The organism is Sphingomonas sp. Leaf32, assembly GCF_001421765.1.
Classification (GTDB): domain Bacteria; phylum Pseudomonadota; class Alphaproteobacteria; order Sphingomonadales; family Sphingomonadaceae; genus Sphingomonas.
In genome coordinates this window covers 929242-953138 of the sequence record NZ_LMLA01000001.1, presented here as the reverse complement: position 1 = coordinate 953138, position 23897 = coordinate 929242, and the positions used below count along the sequence as shown (strand labels likewise).

The 23897-nt window shown below is 67.8% G+C and carries 19 protein-coding genes; 3 read left to right on the top strand and 16 right to left on the bottom strand.

The annotated features are described in order from the left end of the window. Positions 1-121: 121 nt before the first annotated feature. The 3 genes from ASE83_RS04525 to ASE83_RS04520 are packed head-to-tail and all read right to left on the bottom strand — an operon-like array spanning position 122 to position 1487. Positions 122-355: a hypothetical protein gene (locus ASE83_RS04525; RefSeq protein ID WP_235512976.1), complete on the bottom strand. Its 234-nt coding sequence runs from the start codon at positions 353-355 to the stop codon at positions 122-124. Positions 356-360: 5 nt separating this feature from the next. Continuing rightward, positions 361-528: a hypothetical protein gene (locus tag ASE83_RS18760; RefSeq protein ID WP_200921809.1), complete on the bottom strand. Its 168-nt coding sequence runs from the start codon at positions 526-528 to the stop codon at positions 361-363. After that, positions 525-1487: a threonine ammonia-lyase gene (locus tag ASE83_RS04520; protein WP_200921808.1), complete on the bottom strand. Its 963-nt coding sequence runs from the start codon at positions 1485-1487 to the stop codon at positions 525-527. Before ASE83_RS04520 ends, ASE83_RS18760 begins: the two co-directional genes overlap by 4 nt. A 139-nt stretch (positions 1488-1626) precedes the next feature. Here ASE83_RS04520 and ASE83_RS04515 point away from each other — a divergent pair, with 139 nt between their 5' ends. Then, positions 1627-2868: a type III PLP-dependent enzyme gene (locus ASE83_RS04515; RefSeq protein WP_082443068.1), complete on the top strand. Its 1242-nt coding sequence runs from the start codon at positions 1627-1629 to the stop codon at positions 2866-2868. Positions 2869-3053: 185 nt separating this feature from the next. Further along, complete coding sequence (locus tag ASE83_RS04510) at positions 3054-4106, top strand: 1,9-bis(guanidino)-5-aza-nonane synthase (protein WP_055756247.1); 1053 nt, start codon at positions 3054-3056, stop codon at positions 4104-4106. Positions 4107-4302: 196 nt separating this feature from the next. Here the strand turns inward: ASE83_RS04510 and ASE83_RS04505 are convergent, their stop codons facing one another. Then, the gene (locus ASE83_RS04505; RefSeq protein WP_235512973.1) at positions 4303-7110 is read right to left on the bottom strand and encodes a DUF3857 domain-containing protein; all 2808 of its coding nucleotides are present in this window, start codon (positions 7108-7110) and stop codon (positions 4303-4305) included. A gap of 149 nt (positions 7111-7259) precedes the next feature. Here ASE83_RS04505 and ASE83_RS04500 point away from each other — a divergent pair, with 149 nt between their 5' ends. Next, a complete protein-coding gene (locus tag ASE83_RS04500; RefSeq protein WP_055784182.1) occupies positions 7260-8228 on the top strand; it encodes an alpha/beta hydrolase in 969 nt (322 codons plus the stop codon). Positions 8229-8390: 162 nt separating this feature from the next. Here the strand turns inward: ASE83_RS04500 and ASE83_RS04495 are convergent, their stop codons facing one another. The 12 genes from ASE83_RS04495 to ASE83_RS04440 form a co-directional block, all read right to left on the bottom strand. Continuing rightward, positions 8391-10277: an XrtA/PEP-CTERM system amidotransferase gene (locus tag ASE83_RS04495; protein WP_055784181.1), complete on the bottom strand. Its 1887-nt coding sequence runs from the start codon at positions 10275-10277 to the stop codon at positions 8391-8393. Between the two features lies 1 nt (position 10278). Beyond that, positions 10279-11799, bottom strand: coding sequence for an exosortase A (gene xrtA / locus ASE83_RS04490; protein WP_055784179.1), 1521 nt, complete (start codon positions 11797-11799; stop codon positions 10279-10281). Further along, complete coding sequence (locus tag ASE83_RS04485) at positions 11796-12953, bottom strand: TIGR03087 family PEP-CTERM/XrtA system glycosyltransferase (RefSeq protein WP_055784177.1); 1158 nt, start codon at positions 12951-12953, stop codon at positions 11796-11798. The genes xrtA and ASE83_RS04485 overlap by 4 nt, the downstream gene beginning before the upstream one ends. Continuing rightward, positions 12950-13999 (bottom strand): FemAB family XrtA/PEP-CTERM system-associated protein, encoded by a 1050-nt coding sequence (locus ASE83_RS04480; RefSeq protein WP_055784175.1) that lies wholly within the window; start codon positions 13997-13999, stop codon positions 12950-12952. Before ASE83_RS04480 ends, ASE83_RS04485 begins: the two co-directional genes overlap by 4 nt. Beyond that, positions 13996-14835, bottom strand: coding sequence for an XrtA system polysaccharide deacetylase (locus ASE83_RS04475; protein WP_082443066.1), 840 nt, complete (start codon positions 14833-14835; stop codon positions 13996-13998). Before ASE83_RS04475 ends, ASE83_RS04480 begins: the two co-directional genes overlap by 4 nt. Before the next feature lie 19 nt (positions 14836-14854). Then, positions 14855-16033 carry an ExeA family protein gene (locus ASE83_RS04470; RefSeq protein ID WP_055784171.1) on the bottom strand — a complete coding sequence of 393 codons (1179 nt, stop codon included), beginning with the start codon at positions 16031-16033 and terminating at the stop codon, positions 14855-14857. Between the two features lie 140 nt (positions 16034-16173). After that, on the bottom strand, positions 16174-17781 hold the full coding sequence (locus ASE83_RS04465) for a hypothetical protein (RefSeq protein ID WP_055784169.1): 1608 nt from the start codon (positions 17779-17781) through the stop codon (positions 16174-16176). Beyond that, positions 17778-18671: an AAA family ATPase gene (locus ASE83_RS04460; RefSeq protein ID WP_055784167.1), complete on the bottom strand. Its 894-nt coding sequence runs from the start codon at positions 18669-18671 to the stop codon at positions 17778-17780. Before ASE83_RS04460 ends, ASE83_RS04465 begins: the two co-directional genes overlap by 4 nt. 38 nt (positions 18672-18709) lie before the next feature. Continuing rightward, entirely contained in the window at positions 18710-20233 is a 1524-nt protein-coding gene (locus ASE83_RS04455; protein ID WP_055784164.1) for an XrtA system polysaccharide chain length determinant, read from the bottom strand. A gap of 1 nt (position 20234) precedes the next feature. Continuing rightward, a complete protein-coding gene (locus tag ASE83_RS04450; protein WP_055784162.1) occupies positions 20235-20870 on the bottom strand; it encodes an XrtA/PEP-CTERM system exopolysaccharide export protein in 636 nt (211 codons plus the stop codon). Positions 20871-21008: 138 nt separating this feature from the next. After that, positions 21009-22241, bottom strand: a complete 1233-nt coding sequence (locus ASE83_RS04445) for a pyridoxal-dependent decarboxylase, exosortase A system-associated (RefSeq protein WP_055784161.1) — start codon at positions 22239-22241, stop codon at positions 21009-21011. After that, complete coding sequence (locus tag ASE83_RS04440; protein WP_055784159.1) at positions 22238-23740, bottom strand: acyl-CoA ligase (AMP-forming), exosortase A system-associated; 1503 nt, start codon at positions 23738-23740, stop codon at positions 22238-22240. Before ASE83_RS04440 ends, ASE83_RS04445 begins: the two co-directional genes overlap by 4 nt. Positions 23741-23897 lie beyond the last annotated feature (157 nt).

Sequence of the window (23897 nt, the reverse complement as noted above, 5' to 3'; positions counted from 1 at the left end):
GATAGAGGCTCACACCGCACCTATTGCCGCGCCGTGGACCCCGGAACTAGTCCGGGGTGACGAAGGGGCTGTAGGCGTAGGTCAGGAACGACACCGGGAGTAGCTGCAAGGTCGATTGGCCTTAGCGCCCCGCCGAAAACGGCGGCCCATCCCCAACCACGATCCCGACCTTACTGCTCAGGTGCAGCGGGAGGGCCATGGCCAGCGCACCCAGTCGGTCACCCGGAAGCAGCGGAAAGACCAGCGCAGCATCGCCATCGCCATATTCGACCCTGCACGGCGCGAAACCCCGCTCGCCGAGCCACGCGATCGCAGCATCCACATCCGCCGCCGCAACACTGAACCGCGTTTCCATCGCCCCTAAACCGTCCATATCGCGACATTGCCCATCATCACGACGGCACACAACAGCATCAGGCTGCCATTGCGCCGCTCGCCCCGCGCGATCATCCGTACACCGAACACGATCAGCAGCACCGCGACCAGCATCAGGATCGCGAGCAAGGTGCCTGCCGGTCCCGCCGTCATGCCGCCACCACCCGGGCATAGTCGGCGGCATCGACATTGCCGCCGGACACCAGCACAAGCGTCCCCGGCACGATCGCCACGCGTTTCGACAGCATCGCCGCCAATGCGACCGCGCCGCCTGGCTCGACGACGGTGCGCAGATGCCGCATCGCCCAGCGCTGCGCATCCGCGATCTCCGCCTCGCTGACGGCCACCCCCGTCGCCCCGCGCCGCGACAGGACATCGAACGTCCGTTCGGCCACGCGCATCGTCTGGAGCGCGTCACAGGCGGTCGGGGGCGGTGCATCGCCCACCGGCTCGATCCACCCGGTCTCCAGGCTGCGGCGCATATCGTCCCAGCCTTCCGGTTCGACCGTCACTACCTCCGCATCGGGCAGCGCCAGCGCCAGTCCGGCGGCAAGGCCACCGCCGCCGCACGGGACCACGACCCGTGCCACGGCGGGCAATCCGGCCGCTGCCATCTGCGCTGCCGCCTCGATCCCGGCCGATCCCTGCCCCTCGATCACCCATGCGTCGTCGAAACTCGGCACCAATGTCGCGCCGCGCGCATGGGCCAGATGCGCCGCAATCTTCTCCCGACTCTCGGTCGCGCGGTCGTAGCGGACCACCTCCGCGCCCAGCGCCATCGTCGCCGCCAGCTTCGCCTGCGGGGCGTCGGCCGGCATCACGATCGTCGCCGCGATCCCCAGCCGCTTCGCCGCCCATGCGACCCCCTGCGCATGATTGCCGGACGAGAATGCCACGACGCCCCGCCCCCGCGATTCGTCGCAAAGGGCGGTCAAACGGTGCAACGCCCCGCGTAGTTTGAACGCACCGACAGGCTGCAACGCCTCCATCTTGAAAGCGACGGCCAAGCCATTGATTTCACGTATCATAAGCGGTGACGGCGGCAGGATTTCCGCCACCTTTGCCGCTGCATCGCGCACCCCGGCGCGGGTCGGTTGTCGCATAATCGTCATAAATTGCACTTTCCGCCGCACAAACACTTTACATCAAGGTTTGTGGGTCATAGATCGCGCCTCCGCTGCCCCATGGGACTTCCAACCGCAAGGCAGCTTTTGTCACCGTATGCCGAAAGGCAATTGGAGGTCCCTTGAATTGGCCAAGCACTATAGCGCGCTGGGGCTAGCTGCCCCCTTTATCGCCCGTAGCTCCTCCTTCGAGCGCGGGATCGACATTGCAGAGCGCCGACCGGTCGAACCGGTCACGCTCGTTCGCCCGCACGCCGCCGCGCGCGCCGCCCGATTCTTCGTGGAGAAGTTTCCGGGGCGCTCGATGTATGCGGTGAAGGCGAATCCGTCGCCCGACCTGCTGCATGTCCTGTGGGACAACGGCATCGTCCACTACGACACCGCGTCGATCGGCGAGGTTCGTCTGGTGAAGGCGACGCTGCCGGACGCGACCTGCCACTTCATGCACCCGATCAAGGCGCCGGAGGCGATTGCCGAAGCCTATTTCGAGCATGGCGTGCGTACCTTCTCGCTCGACAGCATGGACGAACTGCACAAGATCGTCGCCGCGACCGATGGCGCGACCGACCTGACGCTGTGTGTCCGGATGCGGGTGTCGTCGGAATATGCGAAGCTGTCGCTCGGATCGAAGTTCGGCGTGGGCCACGCGGACGCCAGGGAACTGCTGATGGCGACCCGCCAGGTCGCCGACGCGCTGGGCATCTGCTTCCATGTCGGCAGCCAGACCATGTCGCCCGACGCCTATAGCAATGCGATGGAGCGCGTCCGCGCCGCCATCGTCGACGCAGGCGTCACCGTCGACGTGATCGATGTCGGCGGCGGCTTCCCGTCGCGCTATCCCGGCATGACCCCGCCGCCGCTGGAGCGTTTCTTCGAAACCATCCACCGCGCGTTCGAAAGCCTGCCGGTCAGCTATTCGGCCGAACTGTGGGCGGAGCCGGGCCGGGCGTTGTGCGCCGAATATGCTTCGGTCGTCGTCCGCGTCGAGCATCGCCGCGGGGCCGAGCTGTTCATCAACGACGGTGCTTATGGCTCGCTGTTCGATGCGGCGCATATTGGCTGGAAATATCCGGTGCAGCTGCTGCGGCAGCCTGAGTCGGACGCCCGCGACATGGACTTCAGCTTCTGGGGTCCGACCTGCGACGATATCGACCAGATGAAGGGTCCGTTCCCGCTTCCGGCCGATACCCGCAGCGGCGATTATTTTGAAATCGGAATGCTCGGTGCCTATGGCTCGGCCATGCGCACCGCGTTCAACGGCTTCGGCAATGGCGAAACCGTGCTGACCGACGACGAACCGATGGAGTCGATGTACGTCGAACTCGATCCCGTTCCGGCGTTCGTGTCGAACAACGTCGTCAAGCTGTAACCAGCCTCCATTAACCGACCACCTCCCCCTTCCCGCAGCGATGCGGGAGGGGCCGGGGGTGGGCTTTGCATGGCTTTGCCGCTATGCGACCGCCATCGGCTCCTCCCGCACCTGTGGGCAGGAGGCCAAACCGGGTTTCCGCGTCCCCATAACGACGACGGCTTATCGATGATGATGGGACCATCATGACCGACACGACGATCAACGACACCCGCAAGGCCGAACTGCTTTCGACCACCGTCGAGCATGTCGACATCACCAAGTTCGACGCCCGCCCGATCATCGACGCCATGGGCAAGATGAGCTTCACCAGCCGCGACCTCGCGCGCGCCACCCGCATCTACAACCAGATGCTGGAGGACAAGGACTGCTCGATCTTCCTCGTGATCGCGGGTTCGACCTCGGCCGGCGGCTGCATGGACCTCTATGCCGAACTGCTGCGCTCGAACATGATCGACGGCGTGGTCGCGACCGGCGCGTCGATCGTCGACATGGATTTCTTCGAAGGGCTGGGCCACAAGCACTATCAGGCGCTGGAAATCCCCGACGACAACGTGCTGCGTTCGCTCTACATCGACCGCATCTACGACACCTATATCGACGAAGAACAGCTGCAGGATTGCGACCACACCATCGGTGAGATCGCCAATTCGCTCGAGCCGAAGGCCTATTCGTCGCGCGCCTTCATCCGCGAGATGGGCAAATATCTGTCGGAGCACGGCAAGAAGGAAAACAGCCTCGTCAAGCTGGCGTACGAGCATGACGTGCCGATCTTCTGCCCGGCGTTCGTCGACAGCTCGGCCGGCTTCGGTCTGGTCAAGCACCAGGTCGACCGCGCAAAGGAAGGCAAGCCTTACATGGTGCTCGACGCCATCGCCGACTTCCGCGAACTGACCGATATCAAGATCAAGGCGGGCACCACCGGCCTGCTGATGATCGGCGGCGGCGTGCCGAAGAACTTCATCCAGGACACCGTCGTCTGCGCCGAAATCCTCGGTCACGACGATGTCGAGATGCACAAATACGCCGTGCAGATCACCGTCGCCGACGTGCGTGACGGCGCCTGTTCGTCCTCGACGCTGAAGGAAGCGGCGAGCTGGGGCAAGGTCGACACCGCGCTCGAACAGATGGTCTTCGCCGAAGCCGGCTCGGTCATGCCGCTGCTGGCGTCGGACGCCTATCATCGCGGCGCGTGGAAGAACCGTGCGAAGCGCGCCTTCGGCAAGATGTTCGACTGATCGTCGGCACATCGTCGAAACAGGAAACGGCGGGGGAGCGATCCCCCGCCGTTTTGTCTGGGCAGGTCACCGGCCCCACCTTCCCTTCGGCCCGTCACCCCGGACCTGATCCGGGGTCCCGTTTCTTCTTCCGCCCGGAGCCACATCCGCCCCGTACCTCCGCGAAGGCCGGGGTACGGATCGTCGAACGCCGCCCCTACATCTTGAACCCATAGCGGGCATATTGCCGGTCGATCATCGGATAGATCCGCCGCGCCAGCGCGAGGTCGCTCGCCGCCTCCGGATCGCGCTTGGTTGCCTTGTAGATCGCCGCACGCAGATAGCGGCTGCCGGCCATGTCCGGATTGGCCGCCAGCACGGTGTCGAGATCGTCCAGCGCCTCGGGATAGCGGCCCATCCGGTACCAGACCATCGCCCGGCTATCGAGCGCGGCCAGCGTGTCGTCGCTCAGTTCGATCGCCTTGGTACAGTCCTTCAGCGCGGTATCGAGCATGACGTTGCGGGTCCCCTTCGCCCAGCAGCGCCCGTTGAGGAGCGTCGGCGACCCCGGCTTCTCACCGATCAGCGTGTCGAACAACGCCACCGATTGCGCCGGATCACCGAACTCGCCCAGCACGCTGGCCTTCATCTGGCGCAGCGAGGACCGGGTTTCCCCGCCCAGCGCGATCCGTTCATCGAGCAGCGTCATCGCACTCTTCAGATCGCCGGTTTCCGCCCGCGTCTGCACGACCTGCCCGATCGCGTTATACGCCGCCGGATCGAGCGCGCGTGCGCGTTCGGCATCGGCCAGCGCCTTTGCCGGATCGCCCAGATTGAACTGGGCGTAGGATCGCTGGAGATACAGGTCGACCGTCGGTTCCTTGGCGATGACCTTGTCCAGATCGACCAGCGCCGCCCGGTGGTCACCGATTCCCGCCTCGAACGCGGCGCGGCTTTGATAGCCGCTCATCTCGTCCGGATCGGCGGCGATCGCCTTGCCATAAATCGCACGGATCGCCTGCACCTGACTCGACTTGCCCAGGGTCACGGCGTCCAGCGTCCAGCGGCGCGGAGTGTCGACCGGAGCGACGACCCGCGGGACATTGGCCTTGGCCGTCGCCACCGCGTCGCGCTCGACCGCGATCCGCGCCGCCGGCACCTCCACGCCCGCCGCGTCGAAGCGTTCGTCCATGCTGAGCGTCCCGCCCGACAGCCGGGTCGTCCGCTTGACGACATGGCCGGCCAGGCGCTGGTCGGCGTCCGCCGTCCCCTCCATCGTGAAGCCGCGTCCGCCATCGGGCAGCTTCACCCGCACATGGCGCTCCACACCAAAGGGCGGGGGCGCGGCGACCGGGATCGCGCTCCAGTCCGGTCGGCTGCGGTCGGGAGAAAAGGTCCACTCGCCCAGCGCCCCGCCCAGCGACCGCTTGCGCCGCCGATCCTCCACGCTCCAGCTGGTGTTGACGACCCCTTTTGCGCGCACCACGACGTCGCCGGTCGCCGGATCGGGCGTGATCGTTCCATCGGCGAACTGCCCTTCCCCCACCGCCTGTTGCAGGATGGTGGAGATCAGCTCGCGCTGTTCCTTCGGGCCGATCTGGCTCTTCGCCGCGCGCAGCTGCGCCGCCATCTGGCCATGCGTCACCATCGTCACCTCGACCGGGCTGGGCAGGTCGACCGCGCCGCTCTCATCCGCCTCGACCGTCACGCTGGCGATCGCGCGGGCATTAGGATGCGTTTCGATCCGGATCGGCGCGGCACCCTCCGCCCGGATCGGCAGGACATAGCCGACGCCCGGCGTATCGCGAATGTCGGGCAGGCGCGCATTGCTGCCTGTCCCGTCCAGCCACAGCACCTGCCCATCGATCGTCGCGCGGACGAACACATGGTTGAACGCGGCCGCACTCGGCAAACGCTCGGGCACCGCATCGCCCAGCCCGACATTGGCGACGACCGGCTCGGCCTCGATCCCCATGGCGTGCAGCATCGCCAACAGCATCAACGTCTTCGCCTTGCAGTCGCCGTAACGAACTTCCCACGTCTTTGCAGGGGTTTGTGGCACATAGTTGCCACCATCCATCCCGACCGCGAGATAACGAATCTTGTCCTGCACCAGCTCCAGCGCGCGCTGCGCCCGACCGATCGGAGTCGCCTCCGCCTTTTGGATCGCCGCGACTTCGTTCGCCAGCGCACTGTTCGGCGCGATCAGGCCATCGGTCCCGTACAGCGGCACGAACGTCCGCGACACATCGGCCCAGTCGGTAAAGCTCGCCACCTCGATCAACGGCGGACGGCGATAGCGTGCCGGCGAATCGTCTGGCATGTCCTTGGGCTTGGGCGCGGGCAGCGCGAAGCTCAATTCGGTCATGTCGCCCTTGCGTACCGGCGTCGCTGCCACGCCATCGACCAGCAGCTTGTACTTGGGGGCGCTGTCGTTCGACCACAGATACCGCACCCGGCCGGCCCCGATGCGCAGCGGCAGCGCGGGCAGCGGGACGACATCCTGCACCCGCCCGCCCAGCGCCGGATCGCGCCCGGTGACCGAGAAGCGGAGGTCGAGCAGGTCGCCGACCTCCAGCCCCTCGACCGCCAGCGTCGCGGTCAGGATGCCGGTCAGCTCGCGCTGTTCCAGCGACTGTTCACGGCGCAGCACGGTGAACTTCTGCCCCTTGGCCAACAGATCGATCCGCTGATCGCCGCGCAGGATGGTCAGGCCATGGACGATCAGGTCACCCTTGTCCGGCGCCCAGGGCAGCGTCAGCGTCGCTGCCTGCGACAGCATCTCCGCACTCGCGATCCGGGTGCGCTGATGGACATAGGAGGTCAGGCGGTCACCATTGATGCGCTTCTGGAAATCGAGCAGCACCAGCGGCGGCAGTTCGTCGGCAGGACCGGCCGGTACGGCGGGCGGCGCAGTGACCCAGGCGGGGGCCGGTTGATAGAGCGGCGTTTCGCTCGCCCAGGCAAGCGCCGGCAACCCCGCCGCCGCCAACGCGACCGCTTTCACCACGACGAAACGCTTCACTCGAAATCCCCCTGTATCCGGTCGGCCCCCGCCGACATGGCCAAAGGTCTATCGCCCCGCCGGGGATTGTCGAGCGCTTTGGCCGATCGCCGGCTATCCCGAAGCGCGGCCGGACGTTAGGCTGACCGAAACAACAGGGAGTGGAGCGGATGATCGACCGGCGGACCATCTTGGGGGCGGCCATGGCATTGCCCGTGGCGACAAAGGCGGCGGCACAGCCTGCCCTGCCGGCACAGGACGGCGAACGACTCACCCCCTGGCCCCCGCGCGAACGTTTTCGCCTGTGGCCCGGCCGCGCCCCCGGTGCGCGCACGACGCTGCCGACCTATGCCCCGTCGATGAACGGACGGCCCGACCTGCGAGAATTGTGGCTGCGCGGCGTGTCCGATCCGGTGGTCGGCGTATTCCGCCCGGCAAAGCCCAACGGCACCGCCGTCCTGTCGATCCCTGGTGGCGGCTATGGCTTCGTATCGATCGAGAATGAAGGGATCGACGTCGCCAAGGCATTGAACCCCGCCGGGATCACCGTCTTCGCGCTCGCCTATCGCCTGCCCGGCGAAGGGTGGAACGACCGGCAGGATGTGCCGCTACAGGATGCCCAGCGGGCGATGCGGCTGATCCGCGCCAATGCCGCGCGCTACGGCATCGATCCGGCAAAGCTCGGCATTTGCGGCTTTTCCGCCGGCGGGCACCTCGCCGGGTCGCTGACCATCGCCCATGACGATCCGGTCTATCGACCGATCGATGCCGCCGACCGCCAGTCGGCCCGCCCGGCCTTCAGCGGTCTCGTCTATCCGGTCACGAACATCGCCGCGATGGACCGGGGTGGGCCCGGCCAGCCCGACGGCCCGATGACCGTCTATCGCCGCTACAACGTCCCGGCGCGGGTGACGCCGCAGACTCCGCCGGTCTTCCTTGCCCATTCGGTCGACGATCCGGTCGTTCCGCTCGATCAGTCGCTGGAGATGCTAGCTGCCTGCCGCCGGGCGAAGGTCCCGGTCGAGGCGCATCTGTTCGAAAAGGGCGGCCATGGCTGGGGGGCGCTGCACGCGCCGGTCGACAGCCCGCAACGCGTCTGGACCGACCTGTTCCGCCGATGGATCGGGGAGCGGGGATAGGGCTTTCCTACAGAACCCATATCCCATTACGTTACCCCGGCGAAGACTGGAGTCTCCTGCGGTTCTGGCACCGCCTCTTCGCCAGGGTAACGTTTTTTCTTTGAAGGGTGAGAACGCACGACACGCAAATAGCGCACGAGTGTGAACTTCGTGAACTTTGGCCTAGCCGAACAGCCGCCGGGCGCTACGCTCCAGCATCACCAGCTGCCACAAGGTCCGGCCATGCTCCGCCTTGCCCGACCGATGATCGGCCGCCAGCCGCTCGATTGCATGGGGGTCGAACCACGTCGCCAGCACCGGTGATCGCGCCAGTCCCGCCGCCTCGTCGGCCAGTGCCCCCCGGAACCATGCGCTGATCGGGGTCACGAACCCCATTTTCGGTCGATACAGAATTTCGCGCGGCAGCCACGGCTCCAGCGCCTTCTTCATCAGCCATTTGCCCTCGCCCCCGCGCAGGCGGAGCTTCGCCGGCAGGGTGGCGCAGAACTCGATCAGCCGGTGGTCGAGCAACGGCTCGCGCGCCTCCAGCGCCACCGCCATGCTCATCCGGTCGACCTTGGTCAGAATATCGCCCGGCAGCCAGTGGCGGAAATCGGCATATTGCGCCCGGTCCAGCGCATCGCGTCCCGGCGCCTGCCGCATTGCCGCGACATAGCGTTCCTCGCCGCGATAGCTCCCCAACTGCCGCGCCATCGCCTGCCCGTACAGCCCCTGCCGCACCGCCGGTGTCGTCACCCCCACCGCCTGCGCATAGGCCTCGTCACCATCCTGCGCGAGCGCCAGGAGCGTCGTCTTGGCGCGAAACGGGCGCGGTGCCCAGTCGGCTTTGGGATAGACATCGCCCAGCGCGCCGAACACCGGCTCCCGCAGCCCCGGCGGCAGCAGCGACCGCACCCGCTCCTCCGCCGCATGGAATTTGTACCGGCGATAGCCGGCCAGCGCTTCGTCCGCGCCATCGCCCGACAGCGCCACCGTCACCCGCTCGCGAGCCAGCGCGCACACCTGATAGGTCGCCAGCGCCGACGCATCGGCAAAGGGTTCGTCGAACGCCCCGACCAGCGTGTCGATCAGCCCAAAGTCGTCCGAGCGTACCGTCCGTACCGCATGGTCGGTCGCGAAGCGCTGCGCCACCAGCCCGGCGGGACCCCGCTCGTCATGGCCCGCTTCCTCGAACCCGATGGTGCAGGTCTGGACCGGCGACCGGCTCGCCTCCGCCATCAGTGCGACGACCGCCGACGAATCGACCCCGCCCGACAGGAACGCGCCCAGCGGCACGTCGGCGACCATCCGTGATCGCACGCCCTCGCGCATCCGCTCGACCAGCTCCGCCGCCAAGTCGCGCGTGCTGCCCTTCGCACGCTTCGAAAAGTCGATCTCCCACCACCGGACCGGCTGCGGCACGCCCCGCCCGCGCTCGATCAGCAGGAAATGGCCGGCGGGCAGCTTCTTCACCCCCGCGACGATACAGGCGTCGTCGGGTACATAGCCCAAAGCCATGTAATCCTCGATCGCCGCGACATCGGGCGTCCGCCGCACCAGCGGATGGGCGAGTAGCCCTTTCAGCTCCGACGCGAACGCCACCGCCCCGTCGCCCAGCTCGACATAGTGGAGCGGCTTCACCCCCATCCGGTCGCGGGCGAGGAACAACGCCTGCCGCCCCGCATCATGGATGGCGAAGGCGAACATGCCATTCAACCGCGCCAGCATGTCCGGCCCCCATGCCGCCCAGGCATGGAGCAGTACTTCGGTATCGCCCTGCGTCCGGAACGCCGCGCCCTTGGCCTGCAACTCGGCGCGCAGCTCCGCGAAATTGTAGATTTCGCCATTGAAGCTGATGACGACCTGTTCGCCCGGCAACGCCATCGGCTGCGGGCTGCCCGCCACGTCGATGATCGACAGCCGGCGATGCCCCAGCCCCACGCCCGGCGCGGTCCACACCCCCGATCCGTCAGGTCCGCGATGCGCCTGCGCATCGGTCATCGCCGCGATCCGCGCCGGATCGACCGGCTTGGGGCACGCGCTGTGATAGAGGCCGGCGATCCCGCACATCTCAGCGCATCCCCGCCGCATGGTCGGCGATCACATCGACCGGCCCCGCCGCCGCCACGAAATCGGCAATCGCCTGTCGCGGGTCCTGCCCGTCCCTGCGCGCCGACAGCAGCACCGCGACCCCACGCTGCGGCCCGCCCAGCAGCTTGGCCTTCAGCGTTTCCAGCTTCACGCGGTCGGCGCTGCCGGTGGTCACCGATCCGATGCGATACCAGGTCGCGACCTCGCGCTCGACCGGGCCGGGCGCGGCCATGCGCAGCGACGCGCTGCCCGCGATCGGCGCGGTATCGGCGATCCGTACCCAGCGGTCGTTCTCGCGGATCGCGCCTGTCCCGAACCCTACCAATTCATGCCCCTCGCCCTGCGAACCATAGACCGCGACGATCATGTCGACGCTGCGCCCCCGTGCATCCCCATAGCGTCCGATCAGGAAATGGTCAGCGCCCGGAAAGTTCGGGACCCACGGTTCGCCATCGACCGCCACACGCCGCCACCCCGGCACCTGCGGCAATTCGATATGCGCCGGCAATGGCTGCGCCCGCCGGTCGACGATCCAGCCCCATCCGGCAAAGCCGACTGCGACCGCCAGCACCGCCGCTGCGGCCAGCGTGCTGTCGGCGGCGCGCATGGGCATCTCCCGCACCGTCGCCACGTTGAACCACGCCGCATCGGGATCGCGGTCGAACCAGCGCCAGCCAATCGCCAGCACCCCGGCCATGGTCAATGCGAAAAAGACCCAGCCATAGACGATGTGGTCGAACCCGGTCGCCGCCTCGACCGAGGTCAGGTGCGCGGCATAGATCGTCCCCGCCGCGCGGATGCCATTGGCGATCACCGGCACCACCAGCGCCAGCACCATGAACGCCACCCGACGCCGCCATGCGACGTAGCAGACATTGGCGACCAGCGCGCCGTAGGCGACCATGGCGATGACGAACTTCGATCCCGAACACGCCTCCGCCACTTCGAAATAGCCGTTGGGGATGGTGATGAGCACGCCATCGACCGCCGCCGGCACGCCCAGCAGATGGAGGAGCGGCATCGTCAACGACACCGTCGCCGATTGCAGCCACGGTTCGAGGAAATCGCCGAACGGCACGAGGAAGACCATGTACGCCAGCGGAAAGGCAATGCCCCGTGCCACCCGCGCGCCCAGCAGGGTGACGACCGCCCCCTGCAACATCGCGACCAGTCCGACGTGACGGAACAGCGCGACCGCCGCCGCTTCGCCGACCAGCCACACCGCACCGCCGCCCGCGACGATGGCGATGCCCGGCCACCACCCTTCGGGTGCGAGTTGCGCCAGTTCCTGCCGCCGTTGCCACATCAGCCAGCCGATGATCGGCACCACGAACAGGCAATGGCCATAGGTGGTCGAGTTCCACCAGATATCGGCCATGCCCGCCGCATCGCGGTGAAAGATTGCCAGCAGCGCCGCCCAGATCGCGCCGAGCGCTGCCAGCGTCCGTCGCCACGCCGGGTCCGCCACCATCCCCAACCGGTCGAGCGCCATGCTGTTCATGCCAGTCCCAGCAGTCCGGCCAGCGGAGCCAGCCGGGCGTCCCATCCGTACCGCTCGATCGTCCGCGCGCGGGCCGCCTGTCCCAAGGCGCTCGCCGCCGCCGGATCGGCCAGAACTTCGCGGATTTCCTTGGCAAACCCCGCCGCATCGCCGGCAATGCCAATCGTCCCGTTGTGATCGATCCCCTCGGCAGCGGCGACCGAAGCAACCACCGGCCGCGCCATCGCCATCGCTTCCAGCACCTTGTTCTGGATGCCCCGCGCCAGCAGCAGCGGCGCGACGACCACCGCCGCCGCCGCGATCCAGCCGCGCACGTCGGCGACCTCGCCGGTCACGATCACCCGCTCGCTTTCCAGCGCGCGGACGGCGGGGGTCGGACTGCGCCCGACGATCGCGAAGCGCGCGTCGGGGATCAGCGGCAGCACCTCGCTCACGAACCAGCGGACGGCCTCGACATTGGGCCGATAATCCATCTGTCCGGTGAACACGATCAGCGGCCCGGCCTGCTCGACCGGCACCACCCCAGCGGGGTCGAAAAAGGCGGTGTCGATCCCGTTTTCGATGGCATGGACCCGCCCGGCGCCCGACATCCGCCGAAACAGATCGGCCTCCGCCTCGCTCACCAGCAGCGACGCCCGCGCCCGGCCCGCGACCACCGCCTCGAACGCGGCGAGCTTCGTAGCCTCGCGCCGCATCACCCAGCGCATCGGCCCGCGCGCATCCTCGGCATAAGCGGCGAACTTCGCCGAATCCATGTCGACGAAATCCATTACGAACGGCAGGTCGGCGGGCACATACTGCGCCATCTGCCCCGAATAGACATAGACCGCATCATAGCGCCGCTCGGCCAGCAGTTCGGCGACCGTAGCCCGCATGGCCGCACTGTCGAACGCCGCCTCCGACACCGTCCGCCCGCTTGCCAGCGCCTCGACTGCCGCCCGCGCATTGCCCTTGGTCCGGGGCAATACCTGCACGCTGGCGCACCACTGCCCCAACGCCCCCTCATGCCCCATGTCGCGTGGATCGTCGGCAAAGGTCGCCAGATGCACCCGCCCCAGCGTCGACAGGTGCCGCATCACATGGTGGCTGCGTACCTTGTCGCCACGGTCGGGGGGATAGGAAACGCGGTGGGCGAGGAACAGGATGTCGCTCACCCCAGCCCCTTCGCGATGAACGGCCCGACGCGGTTGGCGACCGCGACCGGCAGCTTCTGCCACGCCGCGATCTTCAGCCGGTATTTGGGGTTGAGCGGGCTGGCATCGCGCGGTGCCGCGCCATCCGCCGTCCAGGTCGGATAGCCGAGCGGCTCCCCGACGAAGCCCCAGTTCTTCTTGTATGCCGCAGGGCCGGTGCCGACCTTCGACCGACCGAAATCGAACGCGGTACAGCCTTTGGCGCGGGCATGGCGCATCAGTTCGAAATACATCCGCTCATTGGCGCGCAGCCCCCGCGCCGCCGCCGTGCCGCCGCCCCAATAGGGATAGACCGTGCCGCGCCAATAGACCGACAGCACGCTCGCCACCGCCTGGCCCCCATGGCGCACGGTCAGCACATCGGCATCCTCACCGAACCGCGCGATCACCTCGGCGAACAGCGCACGCGGAAAGACCGGTGTGCCGAGATTGCGCACCGATGTCCCATAGACCCGGAAATGTTCGGCCAGCGCCGCCCGGTCGCGCCCGATGGCGATCTCGAACGGCTCGGCCAGCGCCTTGCGCACGTCGGCGCGCTGCTTGCGCGGAATCGCCAGCAGTTCGGCATCGTCGTCGACCGCCAGAGGACGAACGAAGCCGACATAGCGGGTATCGTCCCATGTCCAGCCCTTACCTTCAATCGGAACGCCACCCCGCATCTCGATCGTCGGACAGCGCAGCTCCCGCGCCACCTCGACCGCCGCCACCGCCAGCGCCGCGCCCGCCGCCGGATCGGTCGCCAGCACGCCGCCGCCCACCCCAAACCCGGTCGACACCAACGCCGCCCCGAACAGGGGCGACCGAACATGAGTCAACGGGACGAGGCCCACCAATTCACCACCGGCCTCGGCCAGCAGCATCCGGAAATTCTGCCTGCACCCTGCTGCCGTGGCCTCGCCCCAGACGGGCAGGTGGAACGGCGTGCCGTCCGGGTGGGCGGCCACGAACGCTTCGATCCGCGCGCGTTCCGCCGCATCGGCCAGATCGGCCCGCCGGATGACGGTCACAACGCCGCCGCGCGCTCGGCGACGATCCGGTCGGCCCGGCCCCAGTCGTGGTTCGCCATCAGCCGTTCGAGCTTGCCCGCCATCGCCCCCAGCCGCGAATAATGCCGGACCTTCGATTTCAGCGGTGCATTACGCACCCGTGGCTGGCCGGGATCGATCTCCCACGGATGGAAATAGAACATCGCCGGGTGCGCGTCCTTGTCGTTGCTGCGCACCACCGCATCCTCGACCACCCGGTTCGGCAACAGGCGGAAGAACCCGCCCCCCGCCGACACTTCGCGCCCCAGCACCTTCGCCAAGGTGATCGGCCATTCGATCAGGTCCGACCCCGCCACCGGCCGGTGCAGGACGCGCGGCGCATCGGTCCAGCCATAATGGTCATGGACCACCGGCGCGACCGAAGAGGAATAGGCATAGCCTTCCTCCGCCAGCACTTCATGCGCCCACGGCGTCCGCCGATCGATCGAGAAACTGGGCGCACGGTATCCGGTCACCGCCTGCCCTCCAGCATCCTCCAGCGCCGCCTTCGCCCGCGCCAGATCAGCACGGAACGCTTCCGCGGTGAAGGTAAAGACGCGCTTGTGGTCCCAGCCATGGCTCGCCAGTTCATGCCCGCCGTCCACGATCCGCCGCATCAGGGCCGGAAAGCGATGCGCCACCCAACCCAGCGTAAAGAACGTAGCCTTGACGCCGCTCGCCGCGAACAGGTCGAGCACCGCGTCGGTATTCGCCTCCACCCGGCATTCGAGCGTATCCCAGTCGCCCCGGTCGATCACCGTCTCGAACGCGCCGACCTGGAACCAGTCCTCGACATCGACCGACATCGCGTTGCGCATGGGCAAGGGCATTGTTCGTTCAGCCGGCAGCGCGGATCGACGACAGGTCGGGGCGACGTTGCTCGCCCTCCACCCAGTCGACCAGCAGCGTCAGCACCCGACGCAACGCCGCATCCTGATCTTCCAGCCGTTCCTCCAGCGCTGCGATCCGCGCCACCAGCGCGTCCCGATCGGCGGTATCGACCGTCGCGGGTACGGGCGCACCGACGACCGGCGCGGTCCAGCTCGGCGCATCGACCACTGACAGATGGATCGGGCGCGGCGGCATAGGCGGCGGCGGCGGGGTCATCGGCAACGGATCGGCATCGACGATCGGCATCGCCTCGGCAACCGGAGCCGCCTCGACACGTGCCGGCGGGGAGGGTTCGGGCGCCGTGGTGCCCATGCCGTCGCCGTCCAGATCATCGATCACCTGCTCAACATCCAGCGACCCGAACTGCTCGATCCCCTCGATCGCGCCATACAGCAGCACGCGTCCGGCCAGCTGGTTCAGCCGGCGCGGCACACCGCCCGACCAGCGATGCAGCGCGGCCAGCGCATCCATGCTGAAGCTCGGGCTGCCGGTCCATCCGACCACGCCCAGGCGATGTTCCAGATACGGCCCTACCTCCTCGACGCCCATCGGGTCGAGATGGTGCATCGCGATCACCCGCTGGCGTAGCTGCTCCAACCGGTCCGAGCCGTGCAGCCGCTGGCGGAACTCGGGCTGGCCCAGCAGGAAGATCTGCAACAGCGCATATCCCCCCGCCTGGAAATTGGACAGCATCCGCAATTCTTCGATCGACGCCACCGGCAGCGACTGCGCTTCGTCGATCACCAGCAGCGTGCGCCGCCCCGACCGCGCTACATTGTGCAGCCCGCGCTCGATCCCCTCCAGCAACTGCGCCTTGGTCAGGCCGTGATGATCGACGTCGAGACCCGCCGCGACCAGCCGCAACAGGTCGTCCGCCTCGATCTGCGTCGTAACGATGCGAATGACGTTCAGCCGTTCCGGATCGATCGTCTGCATCAGGTGGCCGAGCAGCGTCGTCTTGCCCGTGCCCGGATCGCCGGTGATGACGATGAAGCCTTCGCCCTGGCTCAACCCATAGCCCAGATACGCCATCGCCTTGCGGTGCGTGGCGGTGTCGAACCAGAATGCCGGATCGGGCGTCAACTGGAACGGGCGACCGGTCAGGCCATAATGGTTGTCGTACATCATCGTCTCCAATGGAGGGCTTGTACCCGCCAATCGGTTGAATGTTCGTTTATATCAGCACGGGTTGTAATGCGAACCGTTCATGCCGGGCAGGGCTTGCACGACGCCACGCCGCCCTCGGCGGCGTGCGCTATCTTTCCCTAGAACCGGAACCCCACCGCCAGCAACGCCTGCGCGATCAGGTCCGACTGGCTGCGTTCGACGTCATAGCCGTACACCCCGGCGGTCAGGCTGCCATAGGCGCGGCCGAAGCTGCGATAATAGCCGCCCTGCGCGCCGCCGCCCCATGCGTCCAGCCCGCCCTCGATCCCGCTGGCGAAGTAGTTCGCATACAGGTCGGCGCTGATCGACGACCGGCTGTCGAGCGCCCATTGGCCGAAGCCCTGGACATAATAGCTTTCGTCGCGCGAGCGATAGATGACCGCTCCCGGCACCGGCGGAATATAATAGCGCCGGCTGGCATAGCCCGCGCCCAGCCCCAGCCGGGTCGGCCCGCGCGTGATCGAATAGACCGCGTCGATGCCCTGCGCCCGGAACGTCGCGGCGCTGACCGACTGAAATACGGGGGTCAGGCAGCCGCCGGCATTCGACGCGCCCTCCGGCGTCACGCCGCCGCCGAACACGCACCCGCCATAGCGCGCGCCGAACGGGTCCTCGCCGCCGATATAGTTGATCGGCAGCTGCGACAGCGATCCGGTAAGTTGCCGCCCGAACGTCGTCACGCTGTCATAGACGCCGACCTGCACCGCCGATGCCGGGCTGACCTGCCATTGCAGCGACCCGGTATAGCTCATCGACCCGTACCGCCGCCCCAGCCGCGCCTCCAGCGCGGTGCGTGGGGAAGGCCGCCACAACACGCCCGCGTCCCAGATGATGCCGTCGGTGTCATAGGCGATACGCGGCGCCGAAGCCGGATCGGTGACGAACCGCCCCGCGCCGTCGGTCACCGGGATATTCTGCGCATCGAGCAGCGGATCGCGCTGCGTCACCTCGATCTTTTCGTACCCGACGCCACCGACCGCCGCGAGGGTCGGCGTGATCGGCAGCACCGCATCGACCCGGCCGTACGCACCCTCGAACCGCTGGTCGAGCTGTCCGGCATCCTCACGAACCCACGCACCCGACACGGTGAACCCGATCGGCAGCAACGTGCCCGCGCGCGTGCCGGCGCTGCCCATCACCAGATGGCTGGTCGCCTCGTCATAATAGTCCAGCCGCCGCTGACCCGGTGCCAGGTCGACGACGCCCGGCGTCTCCGCCTTCACATAGCCGAACTGATAGGTGCCGTTGACCGCGAAGGGTCCCACCCGCGTATTGACGCTCGGCCCGGCATACAGGCCGTATACCTGCGCGGTGTTGACGTTGCTGGCATTGACCAGCGGCCCGAACCCGCCGCCCCGCGTGTCGCCCTGCGCCCGCGTGGCGATCGCGCCACCCTCCAGGTTCAGCCAGCGCGTGATCTGCACATTTGCGCGCGCCAGACCCGAATGCACCTCGCCATTGCCGAAGTCGTCGCCCCAGTCGATCAGGCGCTGATACTGGTAATTGGCCTGTACCTGCACCCGCTGGGTCGTGATCGTTGCGTCGACCCCGGCGGTCAGCTGGGTATAGGTCACGACATCGCCATCGTTCAGGTCGGCCAGCAGGACCTGTCCCGCCTCGACATAGGGCGATATTTCGATCCGCTGTGCCAGCGCCGGGCTTGCCGACGCCGCGACCGCTACCGGCAGGGCCAGCCAGCGCATCATTCCTGCTCCTGTCCGTAATAGCCGAACCGCGCACCCTCGGCGCGGTAGGTCGTGGCGTTCAGCAGCAGCTGGATGTCGTCGCATCCGTCCAGCAGCGCCACCGCTTCGCGCAGGTCCGATTCGCTGCTGCGGTCCGCGCGCACCACCAGCACCGTCTGCCCGACCAGCGACGCCAGCACCGCTGCCGGCGACGCAGCCAGCGCGGGTGGCGAATCGAAGATGACGATCCGGTCCGGATCGGCGGTCAGCAACCGCTGCATCACGTCCTGCGCATGGTCGCTGCGCAGCAATTCGGTGTCGGCATTGGTCCGCTTGCCCGCCGGCAGCACCGACAGCTGCGGCACGTCGGTCGGTATCACCAGTTCCTCGACATCGATCGCCGGATCACCCAGCGCGTCGAGCAGGCCCTTGCTTGCGGGCAGGCCCAGCCGGTCGAGAATGTCGGGCTTCGGGAAATCGGCATCGACCAGCAGGATCTGCAGGTCACGTTCGGCTGCGAGCGACAAGGCCAGGTTGATCGCGCAGAACGTCTTGCCGTCGCCCGGCTGCGCCGAACACACCAGGATCATGCGCGCGGCGTCGGGATCGCACTTTTCGATGTCGGCGGCGGTGGTCAGCAACTGGCGCTTCACCAGCCGGAACTCCTCGGCCAGCGCAGTCACCGGACCGCCGGGCACCAGCATCCCCGCCTCGGCCAGCATATCGCGATCGATCCGCGCCGGATCGACCGGACGGATGCGGGCCGACGGCATCTTGCGCGGGGGTGCCTTTGCATTCGACACGGCGATCGGCGGCGGGGGCGGCAGGTCGGGCATGGCGACCGGTGGCAAGTCGGGCTTTGGCCCCAGCTGCCAGCGATCCGCCGCGCGCTCCAGCAACGATGCGCGCATGGCCCGGTGCGATTGGTCGTTCACCTTGTCATCCCCACTCACGCCACCAGCCCGCGTTGGGCGAATTCCAGCCCCAGCAACAGCACGAATGCCGCCATCAGCGCGCCCGCACCACCGGCGAACAGCTTCAACCGCCGCTTGCGTTCGCTGCGGACTGCATCGGTCACGACCTCGCCGATCGATCCCAGCACCGGCATTCCGCTGATCTTCTCCAACTTCTGCGCGGTGGCAAAGCTCGTCTTCAATTTGCTCAGTGCGAACGCCAGCGCAACGCCCGCACCGATGCCGACGATCAGCACGCCCAGCAGCAACAGCGGCCGGTTGGGCGCGGTCGGCTTGCTCGGCTGGGTCGGAGGATCGATGACGTTGAACTTAACCGCATCGGTGTCGGTCTGCACGCTGCTGCGCAGCCGCACCTGTTCGCGATCCTGGAACAGCGAGTCATATTGCTGTTTCAGCGAGCCGATATCGCGGTCGAGCTGGGACTGCTGCGCCGCCGCCTGCGGATCGGCGGAAATCTTCGCCTGCAACCCGTTCAGCTGGCTTTCGATCTGGTTCTTGCGCTGCTGCAACTCGGCCACCCGCGCCTGCCGGTCGGCCTGCGTCGCGCGCAATTGCAGGTAGAACGGGTTGGCCGACGCAGCGGTCCCGCCGCTGACGCCCCCGCTCTCGCCCCGCGCCGCCGCGCGTGCCGACGCCAGCTGGCGATTGAGCGCCACCATGTCGGGATGCTGATCGGTCCAGCCACGGCTGCGTCCCTCGGCAATCTGCCCCTCGATCGCGTTCAGCCGCGCACGCGCCGGCCCGACCATCGCCGTGCCCGCCGATCCGGGCAGCGTCGCCGCCGTGCCCGCCATCTGCGCATTGGCGGCGCCCAAACTGGTCTGTGCCGCTGCCAGATCGCCGTCGATCTGCGCCAGTTCACTGCGGGCGTTCGACATCCGGTCGTCGAGCGAACCGGTGCCGGGCAGCATCGCCATATATTGCGCCTGAAACGCCTGTCGCCGCGCCTCGGCATCGGCCAGCTGTTTCTGCCGTTGCGAAAGCTGCTGGTCGAGGAAGCGCAGCGACTGCACCGTCGCGTCGCGGTCGCTGGCCAGATTGTCCTGCACGAAGATGTCGATCATCTTCTGCACGACCTCGCGCGCGACCTTCGGATTACCCGACGTCGCCGAAATCTCGAACAGATTGTCCTGCTGCTGCGTCAGCTTGATCGCGTTCTGGAGCGACGCGATCCGGTCCGCCACGTCACGGTCGTTCGCGACCGTTTCGTTGAGCGACGTGCCGCGCACGACCTTTTCCAGATTCACCGCCGAGGTCAGCGTCTGGCGGATGCGGTCAATATTCTTAGCCTGGTCGTTCTGTGCGACGGCCGCCTCGGCACCGGGCAGCACCTGCCGCATCTGCACCATGACCCGCGCGGTCGATTGATAGCTGTTCGGGATCTGGCTCACCGCCAGCCAGCCGCCCAGGCACACCACCCACGCGACGCCCAGCGCGATCCAGCGCCGCTGCCAGATCGCGTGGAGGATCAGCTTCAGTTCGTCATACAGCCCGTCCATTTCAGAACATGCTCTCTGGGATGATGATGACGTCGCCCGGCTGCAACTTCACGTTCGCACTGGAGTCGCCGTTCTTGAGCAGGCTGGAAATCCGCAACCCGAACTCCGACTGCTTGCCCGTCGCCCGATCGTACCGCACCAGCCGCGCACGGTTGCCCGACGCATATTGATTGAGGCCCCCGACCGCGATCATCGCGTCGAGCAGCGTCATGTTGGCGCGATACGGGATCGCCGCGGGCTTCTCCGTCGCGCCGACCACGCGCACCTGCTGGCTGAACGTGCCCGAGAAATTCTCGACGATCACCGAAACCAACGGGTCCTTCACATACTCGCCCAGCGCCAGCTTCAGGTCGTCGGCCAGCATCGCCGGCGTCTTGCCGGTGGCGGGCATGTCGTTGATGAGTGGCGTGGTGATCCGCCCGTCGGGGCGCACCTGGACCTTGGTGGATAGTTCGGGGTTGCGCCAGACGAAGATGTTCAACTGGTCGAGTGGCCCGATGACATAGGCCTCGCCCGGTGCTTCCTTCGCCTGCACGAACGCGGCGGGCGGCAGTTCGGGGCGCGTCGCCCCCCCGGCGCACCCGCCCAGCAAGGCCGTCAACGCCACACCCGTTCCCAAACCATGCCAGCGACGCATTACATTACCTCGTTCCGAACGAGCGCAGCCGCATCGGGACTGCGCAGGACTGCCCCTGCTATGCTGTCAAAGGGGTAAAGATAGGGTTGAGTATAGCCCCAATTCCCGTGCGGCGCACCATTACGGGATTCCCTGACGCTATTCACTGGCCGCGACGAAGACCTCGCGCGCCGGCGGATGGCCCAGAAACGCAGCGGGACTGGCTGTCGCGCCATATGCCCCCGCCTGAAACAGCACGATCGTGTCGCCGACGGCGACCTCGGGCAGCACCACCCGGTCGGCCAGCCGGTCGAGCGGGGTGCACAGGCACCCGACCACCGACGCGGTCATCGCCGGCGCGCCGTCCATCCGCTCCGCCACCGCCACCGGATAGTTGCGCCGCACGACCGTCCCGAAATTGCCGCTCGCCGCCAGTTGATGATGCAGCCCGCCGTCCACCACCACGAAGGTCTCGCCGCCGCTCTCCTTCACATCAATGACGCGGGTGCAGTACACCCCCGCCTCGCCGACCAGCCACCGGCCCAGTTCCACCGCGAAGCCGGTATCGGCCAGCACCGCGCCCCGCCGATCCAGCGCCTCGCCCAACGCCTGCCCGATCCGCTCGACGTCCACGGCCGCATCGCCAGCGAAATAGGGGATGCCGAACCCACCGCCCAGATTGACGAACGCCGGCACCGCACCCGCCTCCTCCGCCAGCCGTCCGGCCAGCGCCAGCGTCGCCGCCTGCGCGTCGATGATCGCCGCGCTGTCCAGCGTCTGCGAACCGGCGAAGATATGGAAACCATGCCAGTCCGCCCCGGTCGCGACCAGCCGTCGCACCAGCGCCGGCACCCGCACCGCATCGATGCCGAACGGCGAGGCGCGCCCGCCCATCCGCATCCCCGACCCGCGCAGTTCGAAATCGGGGTTCACCCGCACCGCGATGCTCGGGATCAGCCCCAGCCGATCGCCGATCGCCAGCGCCCGATCGGCCTCGCCCTCGGACTCCACATGCAGCGTCGCGCCGGCCGTGATCGCCGCCGACAGTTCGTCGTCGCGCTTGCCCGGCCCGGCAAAGCTGATCGCCGCCGCCGGTTTGACCGTCAGCGCCATCGCCAGTTCCCCGCCCGACGCCACGTCCAGCCCGTCGACCAGCCCTGCCATCGCCGACAGAAGCGGGGGGTAGGGATTGGCCTTGATCGCGTAATGTACCCGTACCTGCGGGGGGAGCGCCGCGCGCAACCGCGCTACCCGCACCGCCATCGCGCTGCCGTCATACAGGAACGCCGGGGTGTCGCCCGCCCGCTCCAGCAATTTGGCGAAGTCCACCCCGCCCACCGTCAACCGCGACTGTCCGGCAAAGCCCGCCGGGATCGGTCCGACCGGCTTCACGACCGCACCGCAGCTTCGGCCAGCGCGCGCACCGCCACCCGGTCCAGCTTGCCATTGGCATTGCGCGGCAGCGCGTCGACCCAGACATAATAAGACGGCTGCTGGAAACTCGGCAGTTCCCGCCGCAGCCGCGCGCGCACCAGCGCCTCCGCATCCGCGACCGACCCGCGCGCCACCACCGTGATCGCCTGCCCCTGCCGTTCGTCGGGCAGGCCGACCGCGACCGCCTCCGCCACTTCGCCGCCCGCCAGCACCGCTTCCTCCACCTCGGTCGGGCTGATGCGATTGCCCGCCACCTTCATCATCTCGTCATCGCGACCGACGAAGCGCAGCAGTCCGTCCTCACCCAGCGCCGCCGTATCGCCCGACCACACCGCCATGCCACCGCTCGCCATCCACATTGGGGCGGCACGAAACCGCGCCGCCGTCCGCTCGGCATCCCGCCAATAGCCCTGCGCGACCAGCGGCCCGGCATGGACCAGCTCGCCCGGTTCCCCGGCATCGGCGCGACTGCCATCGGCGCGCACTACCGCCACCTCGGCAAAGGGGATCGCCGACCCGATCGCGTCGGGGTTCGCATCGATCAGCGCGGGGTCGAGATAGGTCGACCGGAACGCCTCGGTCAGCCCGTACATCGCGTACAGGTCGGCCCCGGCGAAGCGTCCGCGCAAGCCCCGCACCATGCGCGGCGTCAGCGCCCCGCCCGAATTGGTCAGCCGCCGGAGCCGCGCCGCCGTCTCCGCCGGCCAGTCCGCCTCCAGCAACTGCGTCCACAGCGGCGGCAGCCCCGCCAGCGTCGTCACCTCGAACCGCTCGACCGCCTTCACCACGTCGCGCGCGGTCAGGTAATCGAGCGGGACCACCGCCCCGCCGGCCGCCCAGGTCGAGAAAAGCTGGTTCTGCCCGTAATCGAAGCTGAGCGGCAGCACCGCCAGCACCCGGTCTTCTGCCGACAGTTTCAGATAGCGCGCGACCGACACCGCCCCCAGCCACAGATTCGCATGGGACAGCATCACCCCCTTGGGCCGCCCGGTAGATCCGGAAGTGTAGAGGATCGCCGCCAGCGCGCTCGGATCGCGCTCGGTTGCCTCAGCCGCATCACCGTCCGGAGCCTCGGTCAGCACCCGACACCCGTCCGGCACATCGCCCGGCTCCAGCGCGGCCATCCGCGCGGTCTGCGTCACCAGCACCGCCGCGCCACTATCCGAAAGGATATGCGCGACCTGCGCGCGCTTCAGCGCCGGGTTGACCGGTACATGCACCAATCCGGCACGCGCCGCCGCCAGCGGCATCAGGCACGCGGCCCGCGTCTTGGGCAGCCACGTCGCCACCCGCGCACCCGGTTCGAGATCGAGCGCCAGCAATCCCCCCGCCATTCGCGCGACCGCCGACTCCAGCGCGGCGAAGGTCACGATGCCCTCCCGGTCGATCAGCGCCGGAGCATCGACCGCGCCCATCAAGGGCAGGTGATCGATTGTCCGGGCAGGCGGGATTTCCATTGCCGCGTCCTAGCGCCGATCGGGTGGCGGATACAGGGGGCACGCAGCGATCGGAGGATATATGAAGGCGTGCGGCTGATCCTACCCAACCCCGTCGCCCGGACTTGATCCGGGGTGACGAAGCGCGCTTGGCAGCATCCCGAACAACCCCTAAACC